Origin of the sequence: Streptomyces sp. NPDC052040 (assembly GCF_044548405.1) — a bacterium.
Lineage (GTDB): Bacteria > Actinomycetota > Actinomycetes > Streptomycetales > Streptomycetaceae > Streptomyces.
Genome location: NZ_JBIUBV010000001.1, coordinates 589729 through 607331, shown reverse-complemented (window position 1 = coordinate 607331; position 17603 = coordinate 589729). Strand labels below are relative to the sequence as shown.

Sequence of the window (17603 nt, the reverse complement as noted above, 5' to 3'; positions counted from 1 at the left end):
CCGACCGGCTGGGGTACTCCCGAGGGCGTCAGCGCCTTCAGCGCCGGCTGATGCGCACCGCATGACCTCCCCGTCGCGCTCACGGGGAGCCGCCGCCGAAGGCGGAGGTGGGGTTCCCTCGGCGGCATGGGCGGGGAGCGGGTCACGGCAAAACGGCCGTGACCCGCTCTGCCGTCGGCTCTGTCATCACCTTCCCGACGCTGGCCGCAGGAGGCAGCGAAGCCGAGCTCTACTACAGGACGCCGGCATGTCCCGTGAGAGCAACAGCGGCTGCAGGGCCGCAGGCTTTGACCCGGCACGCCACACCCGCGGGAACGAGGTCGAACAACTGATCGCCCGGTTGAAGACCTACCGGGCCGTGGCCACGCTCTTCGAGATGAGGGCGTACCTCTTTCACCCGCCGTGGCCCCTACTGCCGTACGCCTCCGGCTCCGCTCCTGCTCCTGCTCCTGCTCCTCGACCGTCTTCCGCGCCGAACTGCCCTTCCACCCTGCCCGGCTGTGGACGTTCGTGACCGAGGAACTCGACAGCGGCGCATTGGACGGCGAGAACCTGCCGCCCGCAGACCCGTTCCCCGCCTGGGAGACCAACGGAATCGACGACACCTGCGAGCACGAACACCCCGAACTCCTCGCGGGCCCCTGAGGACCCCGGGCCGGGCGGCGAACACAGCCACGGGGGCCGGGGCGCTGTTGGGCGGGCGGCGGCGGGACGGCGTTGAGGTGCTGTTGCAAGACGGCGATCGAGGTAGTGCCTCGGAACGGGGGTCGGCCGGTGAGCAGTTCGTACAGAACCTGCGGTCATGCCAAAGCCGCGCCGGGCTGGCAGCTTGGGTCCTGCCAGGACAGTGCCCCCCCCGGGCGGCCTCATCCCCGGGTGCATGCACCTCCCGATCTGCGCAGTGCACCCCCAACCAGTTGAATCGCGGGGCGCTCCCCCAGCAACCCGACCCGTGCGGGGCAGCGGGTTGAAGGCGTCGACGTCGGCGGCGTCCGGGACCAGGCCGGGCGGACACGGTGTGGGCAGTGGTTGCGTGCGGATCACCGTGCCGGAACCAGGAAGTACGCGGGGTAGCCGATGCCGGAACGGTCGCCCGCTCCGACGCGGGTGTTCGGTCAGTGGGGTGAGGGCGGGGCGGTGGCGGTACCCGTGAGGGTGTCGAGTTGGGCGGCGAGGCCGGGGTGGGTGGTGGTCAGGTAGGGGCGGGTGGCGTTGAGGGGGTGGATGAGGCGAGCGGGGTCGTTGTGGGCGAGGGCCGCGTGGAGTTGGCCCAGCGGGTCGCGGGCAGCGGTGGGGAGGTCGGTGAGGGCGGTGATCTGACCGGCGACGCGGCGCAGGTCGGCGGCGTTGCGGCGGGCCCATTCGGCTTGGGTGCGGTCCGCGGCGCGGCGTTCGCGGGTGGCCTGGACGCGTTGTTCGGCGGTGGTACCGGCGGGGCCGGGCCGGCCTCGCAGGTAGCGGCGTTCGGCGGCCTGACGGCTGGCGACCCCGAGAGGGTGGGCGAGGTCGGCCCAGCTGGCTCCCGCGCGCCGGGCCGTTTCGATCAGGCCGGTTTCCCATCCGTCGAGTTGTTCGCGGACCTGCCGCAACAGCAGCAGGGAGGCCAGGGCCTGCTCCGCGCCGGGGCTGGCGGCGGGGGTGTCGGAGGTCTCCTGCCGGGCGGCGTGCAGGGATTCGTCTATGGCGTGCAGGGCCGCCGCCGCCGCGAGGAACGAAGCCGGGCCTCGGCCGTCGGCGCTGGCCGGGGCCGGCTGGTCGGCTGCTGTCACGGGCACCTCCCTCGAGCTTGTCATCGACTGGACGACGCTGTGTTTGTCATCCACTGGATGACATGTTACAACGGTTTCAGTGAAGCGCATTGGCAGCAACTGCCCGAATCTCCTGGAGGTGTTTTCACGATGTTGATGCGCACTGACCCCTTCCGTGAGCTGGACCGGCTGGCGCAGCAGCTGATGGGGCCGGGCACCTGGTCGCGGCCGTCCCCGATGCCGATGGATGCCTACCGCGAGGGCGACCGGTACGTGGTGGCCTTCGACATTCCCGGCGTCAGCGCCGACGCGCTCGACATCGACGTCGAGCGGAACATGCTGACCGTCAAGGCCGAGCGCCGGCCCGCGGCGAAGGCCGACGACACCCAGATGGAACTGTCGGAGCGGCCGCTGGGTGTCTTCTCCCGGCAGATCGTGCTGGCCGACACGCTGGACACCGAGCACATCGAGGCCGACTACGACGCCGGCGTGCTCACCCTGCGGATCCCGATCGCGGAACGCGCCAAGCCCCGCAAGATCGCTATCGGCGGCGGATCCGGCCGCAGGGAGATCTCCGGCTGACTCAACGCGACAAGGCCCGAACAACAGCGGAGGACGGGACACCGCGGGGCACCGGTCTCCCCCTCTCCCGTCCTCCGCGTCCCATCGACCGAAGAAGGTGGGGGCGGTGAACCTGCGACGCGAGGCGTTCCTCGACCGGGTGAAGGAACGCGGTGAGTACGACAGCCTTCAGGAAGCAGCCCGCGCGGCCCGTGTGGTGCTCGGCCTGCTGGGGGCGCACCTGGTCGGCGAGGTGCGCGCCCAGCTCGCGGCGCGGCTGCCGGAAGACTTCGCCTTGATCCTCCTCAACCCGCTACAGAGCGCCGAGCCGCTGCCACCGGAGCGGTTCGTTCGGGCGTCGGCGGCCTGGATCGAGGGGGCCACCGACCAGACCGCGGCCTGGGACGTCAGCGCCGTCCTCAGCACCGTCGCCGATGCGGCCGGTGACGACCTGCTGGGGCAGATCCTGTTCCAGCTCCCCGCGGGGTACGACCTCCTCTTCGGACGCCCCCAGCCCGCCTGATCACCCAGTCATCCACCCGGTGACCACCATCCCGTCAGCAGAAAGGAAGCCACAGCAAGTGTTCCCCGACCCGCGCGTCCCGCTGCAGCCTGCGCCCGCGACGTCGTACGAACAGATGGTGGAGAAGGTCCGCTACGAAGGCGCCTACCCCACCCGCGAGCGGGCCGAGGAGGCCATCCGTCTCGTCGTCGCAGGACTCGGGCGCCAGCTGACGGGCGACGAGCGCGTCGAGCTCGCCGCCCGTCTCCCCCTCGAAGCCGCACGCCTCCTCACCGCTCAGATCCCCGACACCCGGCCCTTGACCGGCTGGGCCTTCGTCAAGGACCTCGCCACACGCGCCGAAGCCTCCCTGGCCACCACCCGCTGGGACACCGGAGCCGTCTTCGCCGCCATCGCCGCCATCGCCGGCCCTGCCCTCCTCACCCGCATCCTGCGGCAGCTCCCTTCCGGGTTCGCGCTGCTGTTCGGCCGCGCCGAACTCACCCCCGCCGCCTGAACGCACCGTGCGCATCCGGCGCCGGGCGCGTTCGTCACGATGACGCGGACACGGGTTGAAAGAGCCCACGGGACTCGCGCCACGGGCATGGCGTAGGTGTGACGGCGCTCGACGCGGCCGGGAGACTACATCCCGCTCCAGGAGGCGCGGCGCTCCCCGTCGCCGGAGCCGTCACCCACCCCGGTGCCCGGGTCCTGATCCGGCACCGTCCGCCGCCAAGGCCGCCCGCACCCGCTGCTCCTCGCGAGCAGAGCCGACGTCCCGTTCCAGGGGGGTGCGGCTCACGGCCGTCGCGAGGTCTTCCAAGGCCCGCTTCTGCAGTTCCGCCTCGCGCCGCACGACCTGGCTCCGGTCCCCGGCGGTGGTGTCCTCCCACGCGTGGAGCGCCTCCTCCACGCGCCCCCAGTCCGGATTCCTGTGCTCTCGCACGTCGACTGCCGCCCGCGCGGTGTCCGCCTCCAGAGCCTCGGCGAACCGCTCCGCCTCGGAGACGGCACGGCTGTCGGCCCGCGGGACGTGGCTCTCCATGAGCATCGCCGCCCGGCCGAACCCCTTGAGCGCCTCCTGCGCCTCCTCCGCCTCGCGCGACGTCAGACCCCTGGGGCGGACCGGTTCCTGCCTGGCCCGGTCGTATGCCTCCTGCCAGGCGGCCCGTGCCTCCCTGCTCGCCAGCAGTGCCCTGCGCATGTCGGCGCGATGCTCCCGGGTCGGTTCGGCGTAGCTGCGGAGCACCGCGGCCGCGTAGCGGCCGTTGGCGGCGAGCCAGTCCGCAAGCCGCCCCGGCAGCCGGGGCGTCTCCCATGCGGGGAACACCACGTACGCCAGCATGGCCAGGGCCCCGCCGAGCAGGGTGAGCACCACCCGCTCCGGGACCGTCTGCTTCCATGCCTGGCCGCCCATGCCGAGCAGGAAGACGACGTACGCGGCGGTGAAGCACTGGGAGTAGGCGTAGCCGGTACGGTTCAGCGTGTACGACAGGCCCGCCGAGACCACCGCCAGGGCGCCGAACACGTGGGCGTCCGGGCCCAGGGCCCGCACCATCCCGGTGGCGAGTGCGACCCCCGCCAGGGTCCCGGCGAGACGGGCCACCGCACGCGCGTACGTCCGGTGGAAGTCCGGCCGCATCACCATCACCGAAGTGATGGGCGCCCAGTAGCTGTGGCCCAGGGGCAGCCGGGCGGCGATCAGGTATCCGAGCGTGGCCACTGCCGCCAGGCGGACGGCGTGCCGGAACACGGGCGAGTCCCGCCGGAGCTCACGGCGGACCGCTCGGACGACGACCGGGACCAGCCGGAGCATGGTCGGGCGCACCAGGAACTGGGCACCGGCGGGGCCGGGCGGCGTGGGCGTCCTCCCGCGCGCTCCGCCGCTTCCGGCGATCTCCAGCGCCTCGCCGAGCAGTTGCACGAGCCGCTCGGCCGCCTGCCGCGCGGGCCCCTCCAGCACCTCGTGCTCCTCGTCGAGACGCAGGACGTCCCTGCTCCCGGGCGGCACCTCGGCGGGAGCGCCGCGGCGGATCGTACGGGCGGCCGCGTCCAGGACGTCGGCGGCCGCGGCGAGCAGCTCCCGAGCGCGGTCCCGCCCGGGTCCCTCCGCCGGGGCGCCGACGTCCGGGTCGGCGAGCGCGGCGACGACCGGGCGAATACGCTCGGCGAGTCCCCGGGGGCCGTGCAGGACAGGGGGACGGGTGCGGGCCTGTGAGGGCGTCACGGCGGCCGCGTCCCGGGCCGTCATCAACGGCTCCGGGTCGAACGGGGCGGTCGGGTCGTGCCGCAGCCGGCGGGCGTAGTCCGCCACTGCGGCCAGGGCGTCGGCGAGGGCGTCACGATGCGCCCCCCAACGGCGGATCGGGAGCAGCAGGATCAGCACGGCTTGCACCACGCCCCCGAGCGCGATGACCCCGGCGTGCTCCAGGGCGCGCCCGACGCTCGTGGGCAGGGTGACGGTCACCAGCATGCTGCCCACGAGCGTCGCTGCGACGATCCCAGCAGTCGATCCGACGGCCCACGCCGTCCCCGCGGCGAAGGCCCATACGGCCAGCAGGGGGAGGAACGTCACCAGTCGACCCGCGGCCAGGTAGCCCACGAAGGTGCTGAGCGCCAGACCCGCGCCCGCGCCGAGCGCGATCACCTTGCGTGGACGCCAGGTGCGCTGGAAGGTGGCCCCACCCGCGGAGTAGGCGCCGAGGGCGGCGGACGCGGCATACGCAGGGGAGGCCAGCCACAGCGCCGTCCCGATGACGATGGCCACCCCAGCGGCCGTGCGCAGCGCGAGCAGGGGCTCCAGCCGCGTCTCCTCGATCGTGAGCCCGGAGCGCACGACCTCTCCGAAGGCCCGCAGCCACCTCACGGATGTGAGCCCAGCCGGAACACGGCCCCGGCTCGCCTACCGCCTGTGGCCGTTCCCGTGTCCGTTGGGATGCAGGACCACCTTGGTCCAGCCCTCGTCACGGGCGTCGAAGTGCTCGTAGGCGGTGGGGGCCTCGTCCAGGCCGAGTTCGTGGGAGACGACGAAACTCGGCTTCGCCTTCTCTCCGGCGATCAGATCCCGCAGCGCCCGGTTGTACCTCTTCACCGGCGCCTGCCCGGTGCCCATGTGCTGGCCCTTGAACCACATCATGCCGAAGTCGATCGGGACCTTGCCCTGCGCCTCCAGCTCGCCCTGGGCCTCAGCACCGCCGGGGTCCTGGGGCAGGAACACGCCCACCACGCCGATGTCGCCGGTGAACCTTACCGAGTCGATCAGGCCGTTGAGCGTGAGGCTGGCGTCCTCGTGCCCTTCGGGGTCGTGCGCCTGGTATCCGACGCACTCACAGCCGTTGTCGGCGCCCAGACCGAGGGTGGCCTCCTTGACGACCTCCGCCGGCTTCTGCTCGGCGGTGTTGATCGGGATGGCCCCGATCTGCTCCGCCTTGCGCAGCCGGTCGGGCTGGTGGTCGGCCACCCAGACGCGCCCGGCGCCCTTGAGGAGGGCGGAGTAGGCCGCCATCAGCCCGACGGGGCCGGCCCCGTAGACGATCGTCTGGTCACCCGGTTTGACGTGGGCCATCTCGGTGGCGTGATAGCCGGTGGGGAGGATGTCGGCGAGCATCACGTAGTCGGTCTGCCGCTCGGCGGCGTCCTCACCCAGACGCAGCGCATTGAAGTCGCCGTAGGGCACGCGCAGCAGTTCCGCCTGGCCGCCCTGGTAGGGGCCCATGTCGGCGAATCCGTAGGCGGCTCCGGCGAGGGCCGGTTCCGGCTGCATGGTCAGGCAGTAGTTGGTCAGACCCCGCTCGCACTGCTTGCAGAAGCCGCAGGCGATGTTGAAGGGCAGCACCACATACTCGCCGACCTGGACCTTGCGGACGGCCGAGCCGACTTCCACGACTTGGCCCAGGTTCTCGTGTCCCAGGGTGCGGCCGGACTCGAACGAGGTGCGGCCCTCGTACATGTGCAGGTCCGAACCGCAGATGTTGGTGGTGGTGATCTTGACGATGATGTCGCAGGGGTGTTCGATCTTCGCGTCCGGTACGTCCTTCACGGTCACCGTCCGCGGGCCTTCATATACCGCTGCTTTCATGATCGCTTCCTTCGGTGCCGCGGCATGGCCGCAGCACGGCTGCGATGGAGACGGCGTACCGAGTCTGACTCCGGGAGTTGGTGCGACCGCGTCCATGGCTCCGGCACGCCTCTGTGGGCCGTTCACCCGGTACAGGCGGAACGGTGGGGCCGCCGTGGTCCTGCCCGTCAGAGCTTCGGTGCTCAGGCGGCGTACCGTCCGGGTCCCCGTCGGCCCCCGACGCGAAACAGCCACGCACCGATCGATCAGCGGAATCTTCGCACGCGGACGACCACCAACCACCAACCACCGACGAATCTCCGACTCAGGTCGCCAACTGGTCGCTCGCCCTGGAGCATGTGGCGGCGTTCCTTCGCGCTTGGAGTGGGCGGCTGACCGGATCCGCGACCTCGGGCTGAGCCGCATGGGCGAGTGCGCCACCGGGAGGCGAACGGGGCCCGGTGCCGGCGCCTGTCGCGCGGTTCCCGGCGCGATCAGGTAGTCAGGAACGGTGAACAACGACGCGACCGACTCCTTCGTGCATGTCCGGGGCGCCAGTGAGAACAACCTGCGGAACATCGATGTCGACGTTCCGCGGAACGCGATGGTCGCCTTCACCGGCGTCTCCGGTTCGGGCAAGTCCTCGCTCGCGTTCGGCACGCTCTACGCGGAGGCCCAGCGGCGCTATTTCGAGTCCGTGGCACCGTACGCCCGAAGGCTGTTGCAACAGGTCGGCGCACCGCACGTGCAGGAAGTCACCGGACTGCCACCGGCCGTGGCCCTGCAGCAGCGACGCGGGTCGCCCAGCTCGCGCTCGACGGTCGGCACCATCACCACGCTGTCCAATCTGCTGCGCATGCTGTACTCCCGCGCCGGCACCTATCCGCCCGGGGCCGCACGGCTGGAGGCCGAGTCGTTCTCACCCAACACCGCGGCCGGCGCCTGCCCGGAGTGCCACGGACTGGGCGTCGTGCACGACGTCGCCGAGGACCTGCTCGTCCCGGACCCCTCGCTGAGCATCCGCGAGGGGGCGATCGCGGCCTGGCCGGGCGCCTGGCAGGGCGCCAACCTGCGCAGTGTCGTGAGCGGCCTGGGGATCGACATCGACCGGCCGTGGCGCAGGCTCAGGAAGAGGGACCGGGACTGGCTGCTGTACACGGACGAGCAGCCCTCCGTGTACATCGAGCCGGAGGAGGACCGCATCGACTACGGCTACCAGGGCAAGTTCTGGAGCGCCCGCAAGCACGTCATGCACGTCCTCGCCGACTCCAAGAGCGAGAAGATGCGCGAACGGGCGCTCCGGTTCGTCAGGAGTGTGCCCTGCCCCGAGTGTCACGGCAGCGGACTGCGGTCCGAGGCGCTCGCCGTGACCTTCGCCGGACGTTCCATCGCCGAGATCAACGCGATGCCGCTCACCGAGGTCGTGGCGCTGCTGCGGCCCGTCGCGGGGCGTTCCGAGGCCGACGCCACCACGCCGACCGCCCGGTCCGGGGAGACGACCGAGGTCGCGGTCCGGATCTGCGGCGATCTGGTCGCACGGGTCGACGTACTGCTCGACCTGGGCCTCGGATATCTCAGCCTCGGGCGCCGCTCGACGACTCTGTCGCCCGGCGAGGCGCAGCGCCTGCGGATCGCCACCCAGCTGCGCTCGGGGCTGTTCGGCGTCGTCTACGTCCTCGACGAACCCTCCGCGGGCCTGCACCCGGCTGACGCGGAACCGCTGCTGGACGTGCTGGACCGCCTCAAGGCGGCGGGCAACTCGCTGTTCGTCGTGGAGCACGACATGGACGTCGTACGGCGGGCGGACTGGGTGGTCGACATCGGCCCCGGCGCGGGCGAGGGCGGCGGACGCGTGCTGTACAGCGGCCCGGTCGCCGGTCTTGAGCGGATCGGGGAATCGGCCACGGGCCAGTACCTGTTCGGGCGCGGCCAGCCGCTCGGTCACCGCCCGCGCACACCGCACGGCTGGCTGCACCTGAGCGGCGTCTCCCGCCACAATCTGCGCGACGTGTCCGTCGACGTACCGCTCTGCGTCCTGACGGCGGTGACCGGCGTGTCCGGTTCCGGAAAGTCGACGCTGGTGACGCAGGTGCTCGCCGAGGTCGTCCGCGGCCATCTCGGACTCTCACCCGAGGAGCCCGACGAGGCGCAGCTGGAGGTCGACGTCCGGGACGCGTCGGGGGTCGAGTCGTTCGACCGGCTGGTCCGGGTCGACCAACGGCCCATCGGCCGAACCCCCCGCTCCAACCTGGCCACGTACACGGGGATGTTCGACGCGGTGCGCAAGCTGTACGCGGCGACGGACGAGGCCGGGGCGCGCGGCTACTCGGCCGGACGGTTCTCCTTCAACGTGCCCGAAGGGCGGTGCGAGACCTGCCAGGGCGAAGGATTCGTCGCGGTGGAACTGCTGTTCCTGCCCGGCACCTACGCGCCGTGCCCGACCTGCGAGGGCGCCCGGTACAACGCCGAAACGCTGGAAGTCACCTACCGGGGCAAGAACATCGCGGAAGTGCTGGCGCTGTCCGTCGACGCCGCCGCGGAGTTCCTGTCCGCCCTCCCGGCCGCCTCCCGCAGTCTGGAGACGTTGCGCGAGGTGGGACTTGGGTACCTGCGGCTGGGCCAGCCCGCGACGGAACTCAGCGGTGGTGAGGCGCAACGCATCAAACTGGCCACCGAACTGCAGCGAGCCCGCCGCGGGCACGCGCTGTACCTGCTCGACGAGCCGACAGCGGGACTGCACCCCTCGGACATCGCGCTGCTGCTGCGACAGCTGCACCGGCTCGTCGACGCCGGCAACACGGTCGTCCTCGTCGAGCACGACCTGGACACGATCGCCACCGCCGACTGGGTCATCGACCTCGGGCCGGGCGGCGGAGACGCGGGCGGGCGGGTGGTCGCGGCAGGCCCGCCGGCCAAGGTGGCGAGGGCCCGCCGCAGCGCCACCGCGCCCTATCTCGCGGCTCGGCTCGCGCGCTCCTGACGACGGCGCGAGGGCCTGAGCACCGGTCAGCCGGGTTCGGGGCGCAGGGACGCGCGCGTCGCCATGCTGCGTTCCAGCGTGTGGCTGACATCGCTCGCGAGATGTCCCGTCTGGCCCATTGCGCCGGGTCTGCCGGGCATGAGGTGTGCGGTCCGGAAAAAGGGGATGCGGACAGGCCCTGCCGGGTGTCCCCACCGCTCGCGTCCTGCAACCAGCGCCGCGTTGAGGTCCGCCGGCATGCACCGGGGCGCGGCTGCTACAGCAGCCGGTCGAACACCGCGGTCACGCCCTCCCAGTGACTGGTCTGGGGGTTCTTGACATCCGGATACATGATTTTGAACGTCTCGGCGAGGGCGACGCTGAGACCGCCGATGATCTCGGGAAAGCGGTCTTCGGCCTCCTGGGTGGGTGTCCTGTCAAGGGGAGGGTGCGCGGCGAGCTGTTCCAGGATCGGCTTCACCTCGACCTCCTCGTCGAGCCGCCGGAACCGGTGGATGCTCTCCTGGAGGCCCTTGGTGATCGGTAGGTCCCACGGTTCGACGGTGTCCCTGCCGTTGGCCTTGGCCGACGCCTGGCCTACGACCAGGAGGTCGTAGAGCTTGGCGTCGACGAAGTCGCCGTACCGCTTGAGGTCGTTCCTGTCCACGTCGAGGCCTGCGGCGGCGCGGAAGAACCTCTCGAACTTCGACACACCCATCACGGTCATGCCTCTCGCCTCCTCACGGGGAACGGACGGCGTCGTTCCTCGCGCCCGCGCCGCCGTCGGCTGTTACCCGGTCGAGGCTCGCAGAGCCCCCTGCTGAACGCCTCCGCACCCCAGGCCGAAAAAGGCCACTCCCTCTTCCCCTGGCAGAGCAGCATGAAGTGCGGGAGTGTATGGGGCCACCCGCGTGAGGGAACCCCGCCGAGATGGGAACAGGGCCGGGGACCGGTGCAGGGGTCGGGCTGAGCGGGGGGCGCGCCATCCTGTCGACGCCTTCAGACATCTGGAGCCTCCCGTCCGCCGTGAATCCGTGTCACCCGCGCCCGCGCCGAGTGCCCAGGTCCGCGCATCCCGCACAACCGGTGTGGCATGCGCCGCAGGGACGCCAGTAGGGGCGAGCGGACTGCGCCGGGAGCTCGCCGGGACCGGCTGCGCGGTCGCGCAACGCGACGGCGACCGACACGACGGCGCCACAGGAGAGGACCGCCGCGAAGCCGATCATCGCGGTCTGCACGGCGAAGTGCCGCAGGGCGATGCTGAACAGGACGGAGGGCAGGCCCATTCCCAGGTACGCGACGACGAAGAACACGGCGAGGACCCCCGCGCGTGAGGCGGCCTCGGCCACTGAAACGGCACGTTCGACGCCTCCCTTGAACAGCAGCCCGGAGCCGGCCCCCGACAGGGACACGGCGACCAGGTAGAGCCAGAGCGCCGGATGGTAGAGGACGACGGCGCACAGGACCAGACCGACCGGGAAGACAACAGCCCCCACGGTCAGCACCCGGGCCAGTGGGAGGCGCCCCAGCGCCAGCTGGGCGACCGCCGCGGAACCGAACATGAGGAAGGCCGCCAGGCCGACCACGAGGTGCGAGTCGGTGTGCAGGGTGCCGTGGAGCACGCTCGCCCCGAGGGAGGAGATCAGGCCCAGGATCGCGAAGGCGAAGGCGCCCAACGCGCCGGCCGCGCAGAACGTCCGCCGGCCGCCGGGGCGCAGGACGAACCTGCTGGGCTGTTCGGCCGCGGGCAGCTCCAGGTCCACGGTCTCCGGGGTGGACAGCACCAGCGCCAGGCACACTGCCATGGCGAGCGTGAAGATCGCCTGGGTGGTGATCAGGGGCGTGGGAAGCCATTCGGCGGCGGCTCCGGCGACCAGGGGCCCTGAGGCCAGGCCGCCGAGGTTGGCGGCGGTGGCCACGATGCCGGGCAGCACCGTACTCGTCCGTTCCGGACGGGCCTCTTGGTGGAGGTCGTGCAGGTACGTCGTCGCGGTCGAGGCCATCAGCCCCAGTCCGACACCGTTCAGGATCCTGCCCGTGATCAGCCCCGGCAGGTCCCGCCACACGATCAGCACGACCGACGCGACGATGGCGACCAGCAGCGCCGGGACGATGATGCGCCGCCGGCCGAGCCGGTCCGACAGGTGGCCCAGTCCGAGGAAGGCGGCTGCTGCGCCCACGACCATCGAGGCGTACGCCACCGTGACCGTGGTCGCGCCGAAGTGGTCCCGGGCCTCGTACAGCGGCCACAGCGGGGTCGGCGCCGTGCCGAAGGCCATCAGCACGGTGAAGGCCACCGCCACGAACCAGAAGCCGGTCGTGTGCGAGGCGCGGCGCCGGGCGGGGACGCGGGGCGGCAGGTCGGCGGGAGCGGGTGCTGGGATCCGGTGGGTCGGGTCGCCGGGAGCGTCGGCTGTGGGACGGCTCAGCGGCGTGGGAACGGCAGGCAGGGGTACCCCTCCTCGGACGGAATTGGATGGCGTTTTCCATCCTCCTCACCAGCCGGGATCAATGCCAACGAATGTTTTTGCTGGGCTCGAGCAAGGCGAGTGATACTTCTCCTGTGGAGCTACGTCAGCTGGAGCACTTCATCGCGGTCGCCGAGGAGCTGAGTTTCACGCGTGCCGCGCGTCGGCTGCACGTGGTGCAGTCGGGGGTGTCCGCCGCGATCCGCTCCCTGGAGCGCGAGCTCGGCTGCGCGCTGTTCGAGCGCACGTCGCAGCAGGTCCGGCTCACCGGGGCGGGCGCGGCGCTGCTGCCGGAGGCTCGGGCCACCCTGCACGCCGCCCAGGCGGCCCAGGACGCCGTGCGCGAGGCCCAGGACACGCTGCGCGGCACGGTGAACGTGGGCGCCATGGCCTCGGTCGAGGTGGTGGACCTGCCTGCGCTCCTCGGGCAGCTGCACGCGCGGCATCCGGCGATCGACGTCCGGCTGCGGCTGGCGACGACCGGCTCGGCGGGACTGGCGCACGCGTTGCTCAGCGGGGACCTGGACGTGGCCTTCCTGTCACTGCCCGAGCACAAGCCCGCCGGGATCGACGCACGGGAGCTGGCCACCGTGCCGCTCGTTCTGGCGGTGGGCGCCGCCCATCCGCTCGCGCAGCGGGGGGAGGTGGCACTTGCGGACCTCACGGAGGAGCCCTTCGTGGACTTCCCGCCGGGTTACGGCAACCGCGAGGTGGTCGACCGGGCGTTCGCGGCGGCGGGCGTCGTACGCCGGGTGGCACTGGAAGTGCCCGACATCGACATGGGGGCGGCACTGGTCCGGCACGGCCTGGGCATCGCCTTCCTGCCCGCGTTCGCCGTTGCCCGTACCCCCGGCCTGCACGTCCTGGACGTCCACGGCCCCATCCTCCGCTGGAGCATGCATCTCGGCACGTCGTCGACCCGGCGGCCCAGCTCGGCCCTGCGGGCGCTGCTCAACCTGGTCGACCTCCACGTCATCGCCCTGTGATGCCAGGGCCGCGGCCCTGGCACCGACCCGTCGGTGGTGTCCGGCCCCTGCCTCCGACTCGCTCCGGCCGCGACATCCGCCGCAGCATCCGCTGACGCTCAGGCTGCTGTCGTCCGCAGGCGGCGTCGGACACCTTCTCGTCCTCTTCGAGGCTGGTGCCGAAGGCCCCGCCGATCATCGCGAGGGCGGTGGTGAACCAAGGCGCCCCTCTTCTGGCGCGACGCGACCTCGTTGGATCAAACCGGGGCAACGGCCACCCCACCCCTGCGGCGCTGTAGCAGGGCAGCACGGCCCGCCCAGCTGCTGCTGACACCGCTCGTGCAAAGGTTCCAGCGAAATATCAGTCGGGGCCGCCCAGCACGATCTTCCACACTCGGGTCGCCACCTGGAGGTTCAGCCGGTCCTCGACATTCGCGAGGTCGTTGCCGCCGATGTCGCGGATGCGCTGGAGCCGATAGCGCAGCGTGCTGCGGTGGATCGCGAGGGATTCGGCGGTCTCGTCGTAGTTGCCGCCGCAGTCGAAGTACCGGGACAGGGTCTCCACCATGGCCGTGTGATGCCGGGAGTCGTAGTCGATGAGCTGCCCGAGCCACTCGTGGACGAACGTCTCCAGTTCCCGGTAATCGTTGCCAGGTCCCAGGATGCGGTAGAGGCCGAGCTCGTCGAAGAACGTCGTGCCGTAGTGCTCGCGGGAGTGGCGGCGTACTTCCAGTGCGCGCTGCGCCTCCTCGTAGTGGTGGGGGATCTCGTCCAGAGAGTCGCAAGGGGCGCTCACCCCGATCGTCCCCGACCGTGTCCCGGTCTCCCGGGCGAGCACCTCGTACAACGCGCGGGCGTGCGGCCTGTCGTCGGCGACCAGGACCACGTGGTCGGAACGTCGGGTCAGCAGCGAGCGCATGCCCACGGCAGAGGCCGCCCGGCCCACGACCTGCGCGAAGGATTCGTCCGCAATCCGGTTCGACCACTGCACCACGACGACGTAGTGGCTGCGGTGCAGGTCATGTCCGACTGCCTCGGACCGGGCGTAGGCGCTCGCCTCGTCCGTCCCTGCCAGGAGGTCGTCGACCAGCTCGCGGTGCAGCCTCAGCTCCACTTCGGCCAGATTGCGCAGGTGCGTCAGCTCCGCGGCGAGCAACGCGGCGGCGTGTTCCAGCGCCAGCACGGTGTGCTCGTCGGCCTCGTCATGGGCATCGACCAGGGCCAGCACGCCCAGGATCTCGCCGTGCGGGCGGACCAGGGTGATCAGCCGGTCCTTTATCCGCACCGGCCCGGCCTGGCAGGCGACGGCGTGCAGCATCTCGTCCTGGCGCACCGGGTCCGGTTCCGGATAGGGGTCGGGGCGGCTGGGGCCGGTCCAGGACCTCAGCCGACCGAAGCGGTCCTCGACCAGCACGGGGAATCCAGTGAGCCCGTGCAGCGCGCGGGTGACGGCTTCCTCGCCGCCACCCGAGGCAGCGACGTCGGCCATGAGCGCGTGAACGGCCCGCTGGTACCCCAGCTCAGCCGCGACGGAGAGCAGCTGACGCTGGAGGGCTGTGCGTTCGTCTCTCAGCCGGTGCAGCTCCAGCGCGTCCTCGCGTTGGCGGCGGTGTGCGGAGGCGACCGACAGCGCAACAGCGGTGTGCCGGACGAGCGTGGCGAGCAGGAATCGTTCGGCCTCGGATGGCCGGGAGCGGGACGTCACCACGAGGTAGCCGTGGAGTCCCCCAAGGCCGTGCAGCCCCAGCGCCCGGCCCCAGCGCCTGCCGGGTACGGTCACAGGGCCGTCCTGCCCGGCCAGCTCCCGCACCCTCCGGCCCACGGCCGAAGCATGCGTCTGCCCGTTCCTCGGGCTGGGGACCAGGTCGCCGCCCACCTTGAGGTATCCGGCCTGGGCGCGGTATGGCCCCGCGACGGCTATGTGGTCCATGGCCAGCCGCAGGATCTCGCCTTCGTCCGGTGTGTCGAACAGAGTGCGGGAGAGCACCATCAGGTCGTGAGAGTCATGATCGGCCGTAGTGCGAACGGGTGGGCGTGGCTGTCTGCGCGCGGCCGTGGGGTGCCGCCTGGCGCTGCCCCGCGAAAGGCTGCCCACCCGGTCGGGGCAGCGATGGTACGGGCTGCGCGTCCGACTGCCGGCCATGGGATCACTCCGTTCTCCCGAGCCTTCAGGGAGGCGAGCGGTCTTTTATATACCCGCTCCCGGCTGGCTTATCCGAGATGTCCGGATTCTTTCTCTCGTACTCGTGGGGCTACCGGACCCGTGCATTCCTGACTCGCCAGGCGCAGGCGTGGAGCCACCCGGTTCGTCACCCTGGGGGGGTGCTCGAGACCCTCCGTGCGCACCGGTGGGAAACCGGCGGAGGTCCCACCCCTACTGAGCGAACGTGATCCGGAGAGTCGACGCGGGCGCCGTACCGGGAGGAGTTCCTCATGGCCAAGGCAGTGGGCATCGACCTGGGCACCACCAACTCGGTGATCGCCGTGTGGGAGAGCGGCGAGCCGTCCGTCGTACCCAACAGCGAGGGCCATCGCACGACACCGTCCGTGGTGGCCTTCACCGACACCGGGGAACGTCTGGTGGGCCAGCTGGCCCGGCGCCAGGCGATCCTCAACCCGAAGGGCACCATCTACTCGGCCAAGCGGTTCATCGGCCGGCATTTCGACGAGATCTCCGAGGAAGCCAAGGCGGTGGCGTACGACGTCGTCGAGGGCGACGGCGGGGCCGCTCGTTTCAAGGTGCGCGACAAGCTCTATGCGCCTGAGGAGATCAGCGCACAGGTGCTGCGCAAACTCGCCGACGACGCCTCCAAGCAACTGGGCGAGCGGGTCACGGAGGCGGTCATCACGGTGCCCGCCTACTTCAACGACGCTCAGCGCACCGCTACCAAGGACGCCGGACGGATCGCCGGACTGGACGTGCTGCGGATCATCAACGAGCCGACGGCGGCCGCCCTCGCGTACGGCATGGACAAGAAGGAGCACGAGACCGTCCTCGTCTTCGACCTGGGCGGCGGCACCTTCGACGTGAGCATCCTCGACGTCGGCGACGGCGTGGTGGAGGTGCGCTCCACCGCCGGTGACAGCCACCTGGGCGGCGACGACTTCGATCGGCGTCTGGTGGACCACCTGGCGGACGACTTCCAGAAGGAGAACGGCATCGACCTGCGCAAGGACCCGCAGGCGCTGCAACGACTGTTCGAGGCGGCGGAGAAGGCCAAGACCGAGCTCAGTTCGGTGACGCAGACGCAGGTCAGCCTGCCGTTCATCACCGCTGACGCCTCGGGCCCCAAGCACCTCACCGATTCGGTCATGCGGTCCACGTTCGAGCAGCTCACCGGCGACCTGGTGGAGCGTTGCCTGGGACCGGTCCAGCAGGCCATGGCCGACGCCAAGGTCGGTGAGAGCGACATCGACGAGGTCATCCTCGTCGGCGGTTCCACCCGCATCCCCGCCGTCCAGGCTCTGGTCCGCCGACTGACCGGCGGCAAGGAACCCAACATGAGTGTCAACCCCGACGAGGTCGTGGCCCTGGGCGCCGCGATCCAGGCCGGGGTGCTCAAGGGCGAGGTCAAGGACGTCCTGCTGCTCGACGTCACACCCTTGTCGCTGGGCGTGGAGACGCGCGGCGGAGTGATGACGAAGATCATCGACCGCAACACCACCATCCCCGTGCGCCGCAGCGAGACCTTCTCCACCGCCGAGGACAACCAGCCGGCCGTCGATGTGGTGGTCCTCCAGGGCGAGCGCGAGCGGGCCGCCGACAACCGGGTGCTGGGCCGGTTCCAGCTCACCGACATCCGGCCGGCACCGCGGGGCGAACCACAGATCGAGGTCACCTTCGACATCGACGCCAACGGCATCCTCAATGTCAAGGCCCGCGACCGAGACACCGGCAAGGAACAGGGCATCACCATCAGCGAGAGCTCCAACCTGGACCGCAGTGAGGTCGAACGCATGGTCCAGGAGGCCGAGCGCAACCAGGGCCAGGACCAGGCACTCCGCGAGGCCGTCGACGCCCGCAACGAACTCGATGCCGTCGCGTACCAGGTCGAGAAGCGCCTCGCCGAACTGGGTGACGCAGCGCCCGCGCACGAGAAGGCACGCGCCGAAATGCTCGTGTCCGACGCCCGGGCGGCGGTCAAGGACGAGGCGGGCGTGGAGCGCGTGCGGCCCCTGACCTCCGAACTCCAGCAGGTACTCGCCGGGTTGGCGGCCCATCAGGGCGCCGCCACCACCGGGGGCGGTCCCGGCCAGGACGGCGCCACCGGCGATCCCGCGAGTGGCGGTGGCGGTGGCGGTGACGATGACGTCATCGACGCCGAATTCGACAAGAGCTGAGG

Annotated in this window: 12 protein-coding genes and 1 pseudogene; 7 read left to right on the top strand and 6 right to left on the bottom strand. The window is 71.2% G+C overall.

The annotated features are described in order from the left end of the window. Positions 1-453: 453 nt before the first annotated feature. A pseudogene (locus ACIHAA_RS02520) lies at positions 454-645 on the top strand (hypothetical protein); the annotation flags it as partial. A gap of 470 nt (positions 646-1115) precedes the next feature. Here ACIHAA_RS02520 and ACIHAA_RS02515 read toward each other — a convergent pair. Beyond that, complete coding sequence (locus tag ACIHAA_RS02515) at positions 1116-1769, bottom strand: type III effector protein (RefSeq protein WP_399812011.1); 654 nt, start codon at positions 1767-1769, stop codon at positions 1116-1118. Between the two features lie 129 nt (positions 1770-1898). On the opposite strand from ACIHAA_RS02515, the gene ACIHAA_RS02510 reads away from it, so the two are divergent. The 3 genes from ACIHAA_RS02510 (at position 1899) to ACIHAA_RS02500 (ending at position 3328) form a co-directional block, all read left to right on the top strand. Continuing rightward, positions 1899-2330, top strand: coding sequence for an Hsp20/alpha crystallin family protein (locus ACIHAA_RS02510; protein WP_399812008.1), 432 nt, complete (start codon positions 1899-1901; stop codon positions 2328-2330). A 106-nt stretch (positions 2331-2436) separates the two neighbouring features. Next, entirely contained in the window at positions 2437-2832 is a 396-nt protein-coding gene (locus tag ACIHAA_RS02505; RefSeq protein WP_399812005.1) for a DUF2267 domain-containing protein, read from the top strand. Positions 2833-2890: 58 nt separating this feature from the next. Beyond that, positions 2891-3328, top strand: a complete 438-nt coding sequence (locus ACIHAA_RS02500) for a DUF2267 domain-containing protein (protein ID WP_399812002.1) — start codon at positions 2891-2893, stop codon at positions 3326-3328. Between the two features lie 171 nt (positions 3329-3499). Here ACIHAA_RS02500 and ACIHAA_RS02495 read toward each other — a convergent pair whose 3' ends face one another. After that, complete coding sequence (locus ACIHAA_RS02495; protein WP_399811999.1) at positions 3500-5677, bottom strand: FUSC family protein; 2178 nt, start codon at positions 5675-5677, stop codon at positions 3500-3502. A gap of 36 nt (positions 5678-5713) precedes the next feature. After that, positions 5714-6889 carry a glutathione-independent formaldehyde dehydrogenase gene (locus ACIHAA_RS02490; RefSeq protein WP_399811996.1) on the bottom strand — a complete coding sequence of 392 codons (1176 nt, stop codon included), beginning with the start codon at positions 6887-6889 and terminating at the stop codon, positions 5714-5716. Between the two features lie 490 nt (positions 6890-7379). On the opposite strand from ACIHAA_RS02490, the gene uvrA reads away from it, so the two are divergent. After that, entirely contained in the window at positions 7380-9848 is a 2469-nt protein-coding gene (uvrA, locus tag ACIHAA_RS02485) for an excinuclease ABC subunit UvrA (protein ID WP_399811994.1), read from the top strand. A 256-nt stretch (positions 9849-10104) separates the two neighbouring features. Here the strand turns inward: uvrA and ACIHAA_RS02480 are convergent, their stop codons facing one another. Beyond that, positions 10105-10554, bottom strand: coding sequence for a DUF1931 family protein (locus ACIHAA_RS02480; RefSeq protein WP_399811992.1), 450 nt, complete (start codon positions 10552-10554; stop codon positions 10105-10107). A 310-nt stretch (positions 10555-10864) separates the two neighbouring features. Then, positions 10865-12124, bottom strand: coding sequence for an MFS transporter (locus ACIHAA_RS02475; protein ID WP_399811989.1), 1260 nt, complete (start codon positions 12122-12124; stop codon positions 10865-10867). Positions 12125-12390: 266 nt separating this feature from the next. On the opposite strand from ACIHAA_RS02475, the gene ACIHAA_RS02470 reads away from it, so the two are divergent. Then, on the top strand, positions 12391-13281 hold the full coding sequence (locus ACIHAA_RS02470; protein WP_399811986.1) for a LysR family transcriptional regulator: 891 nt from the start codon (positions 12391-12393) through the stop codon (positions 13279-13281). A 340-nt stretch (positions 13282-13621) separates the two neighbouring features. Here the strand turns inward: ACIHAA_RS02470 and ACIHAA_RS02465 are convergent, their stop codons facing one another. Then, complete coding sequence (locus ACIHAA_RS02465) at positions 13622-15250, bottom strand: PucR family transcriptional regulator (RefSeq protein ID WP_399811984.1); 1629 nt, start codon at positions 15248-15250, stop codon at positions 13622-13624. 443 nt (positions 15251-15693) lie between these two features. Between ACIHAA_RS02465 and dnaK the strand changes: the two genes are divergently transcribed. Beyond that, entirely contained in the window at positions 15694-17601 is a 1908-nt protein-coding gene (gene dnaK / locus ACIHAA_RS02460; RefSeq protein ID WP_399811981.1) for a molecular chaperone DnaK, read from the top strand. The last annotated feature ends 2 nt before the right edge of the window (positions 17602-17603 follow it).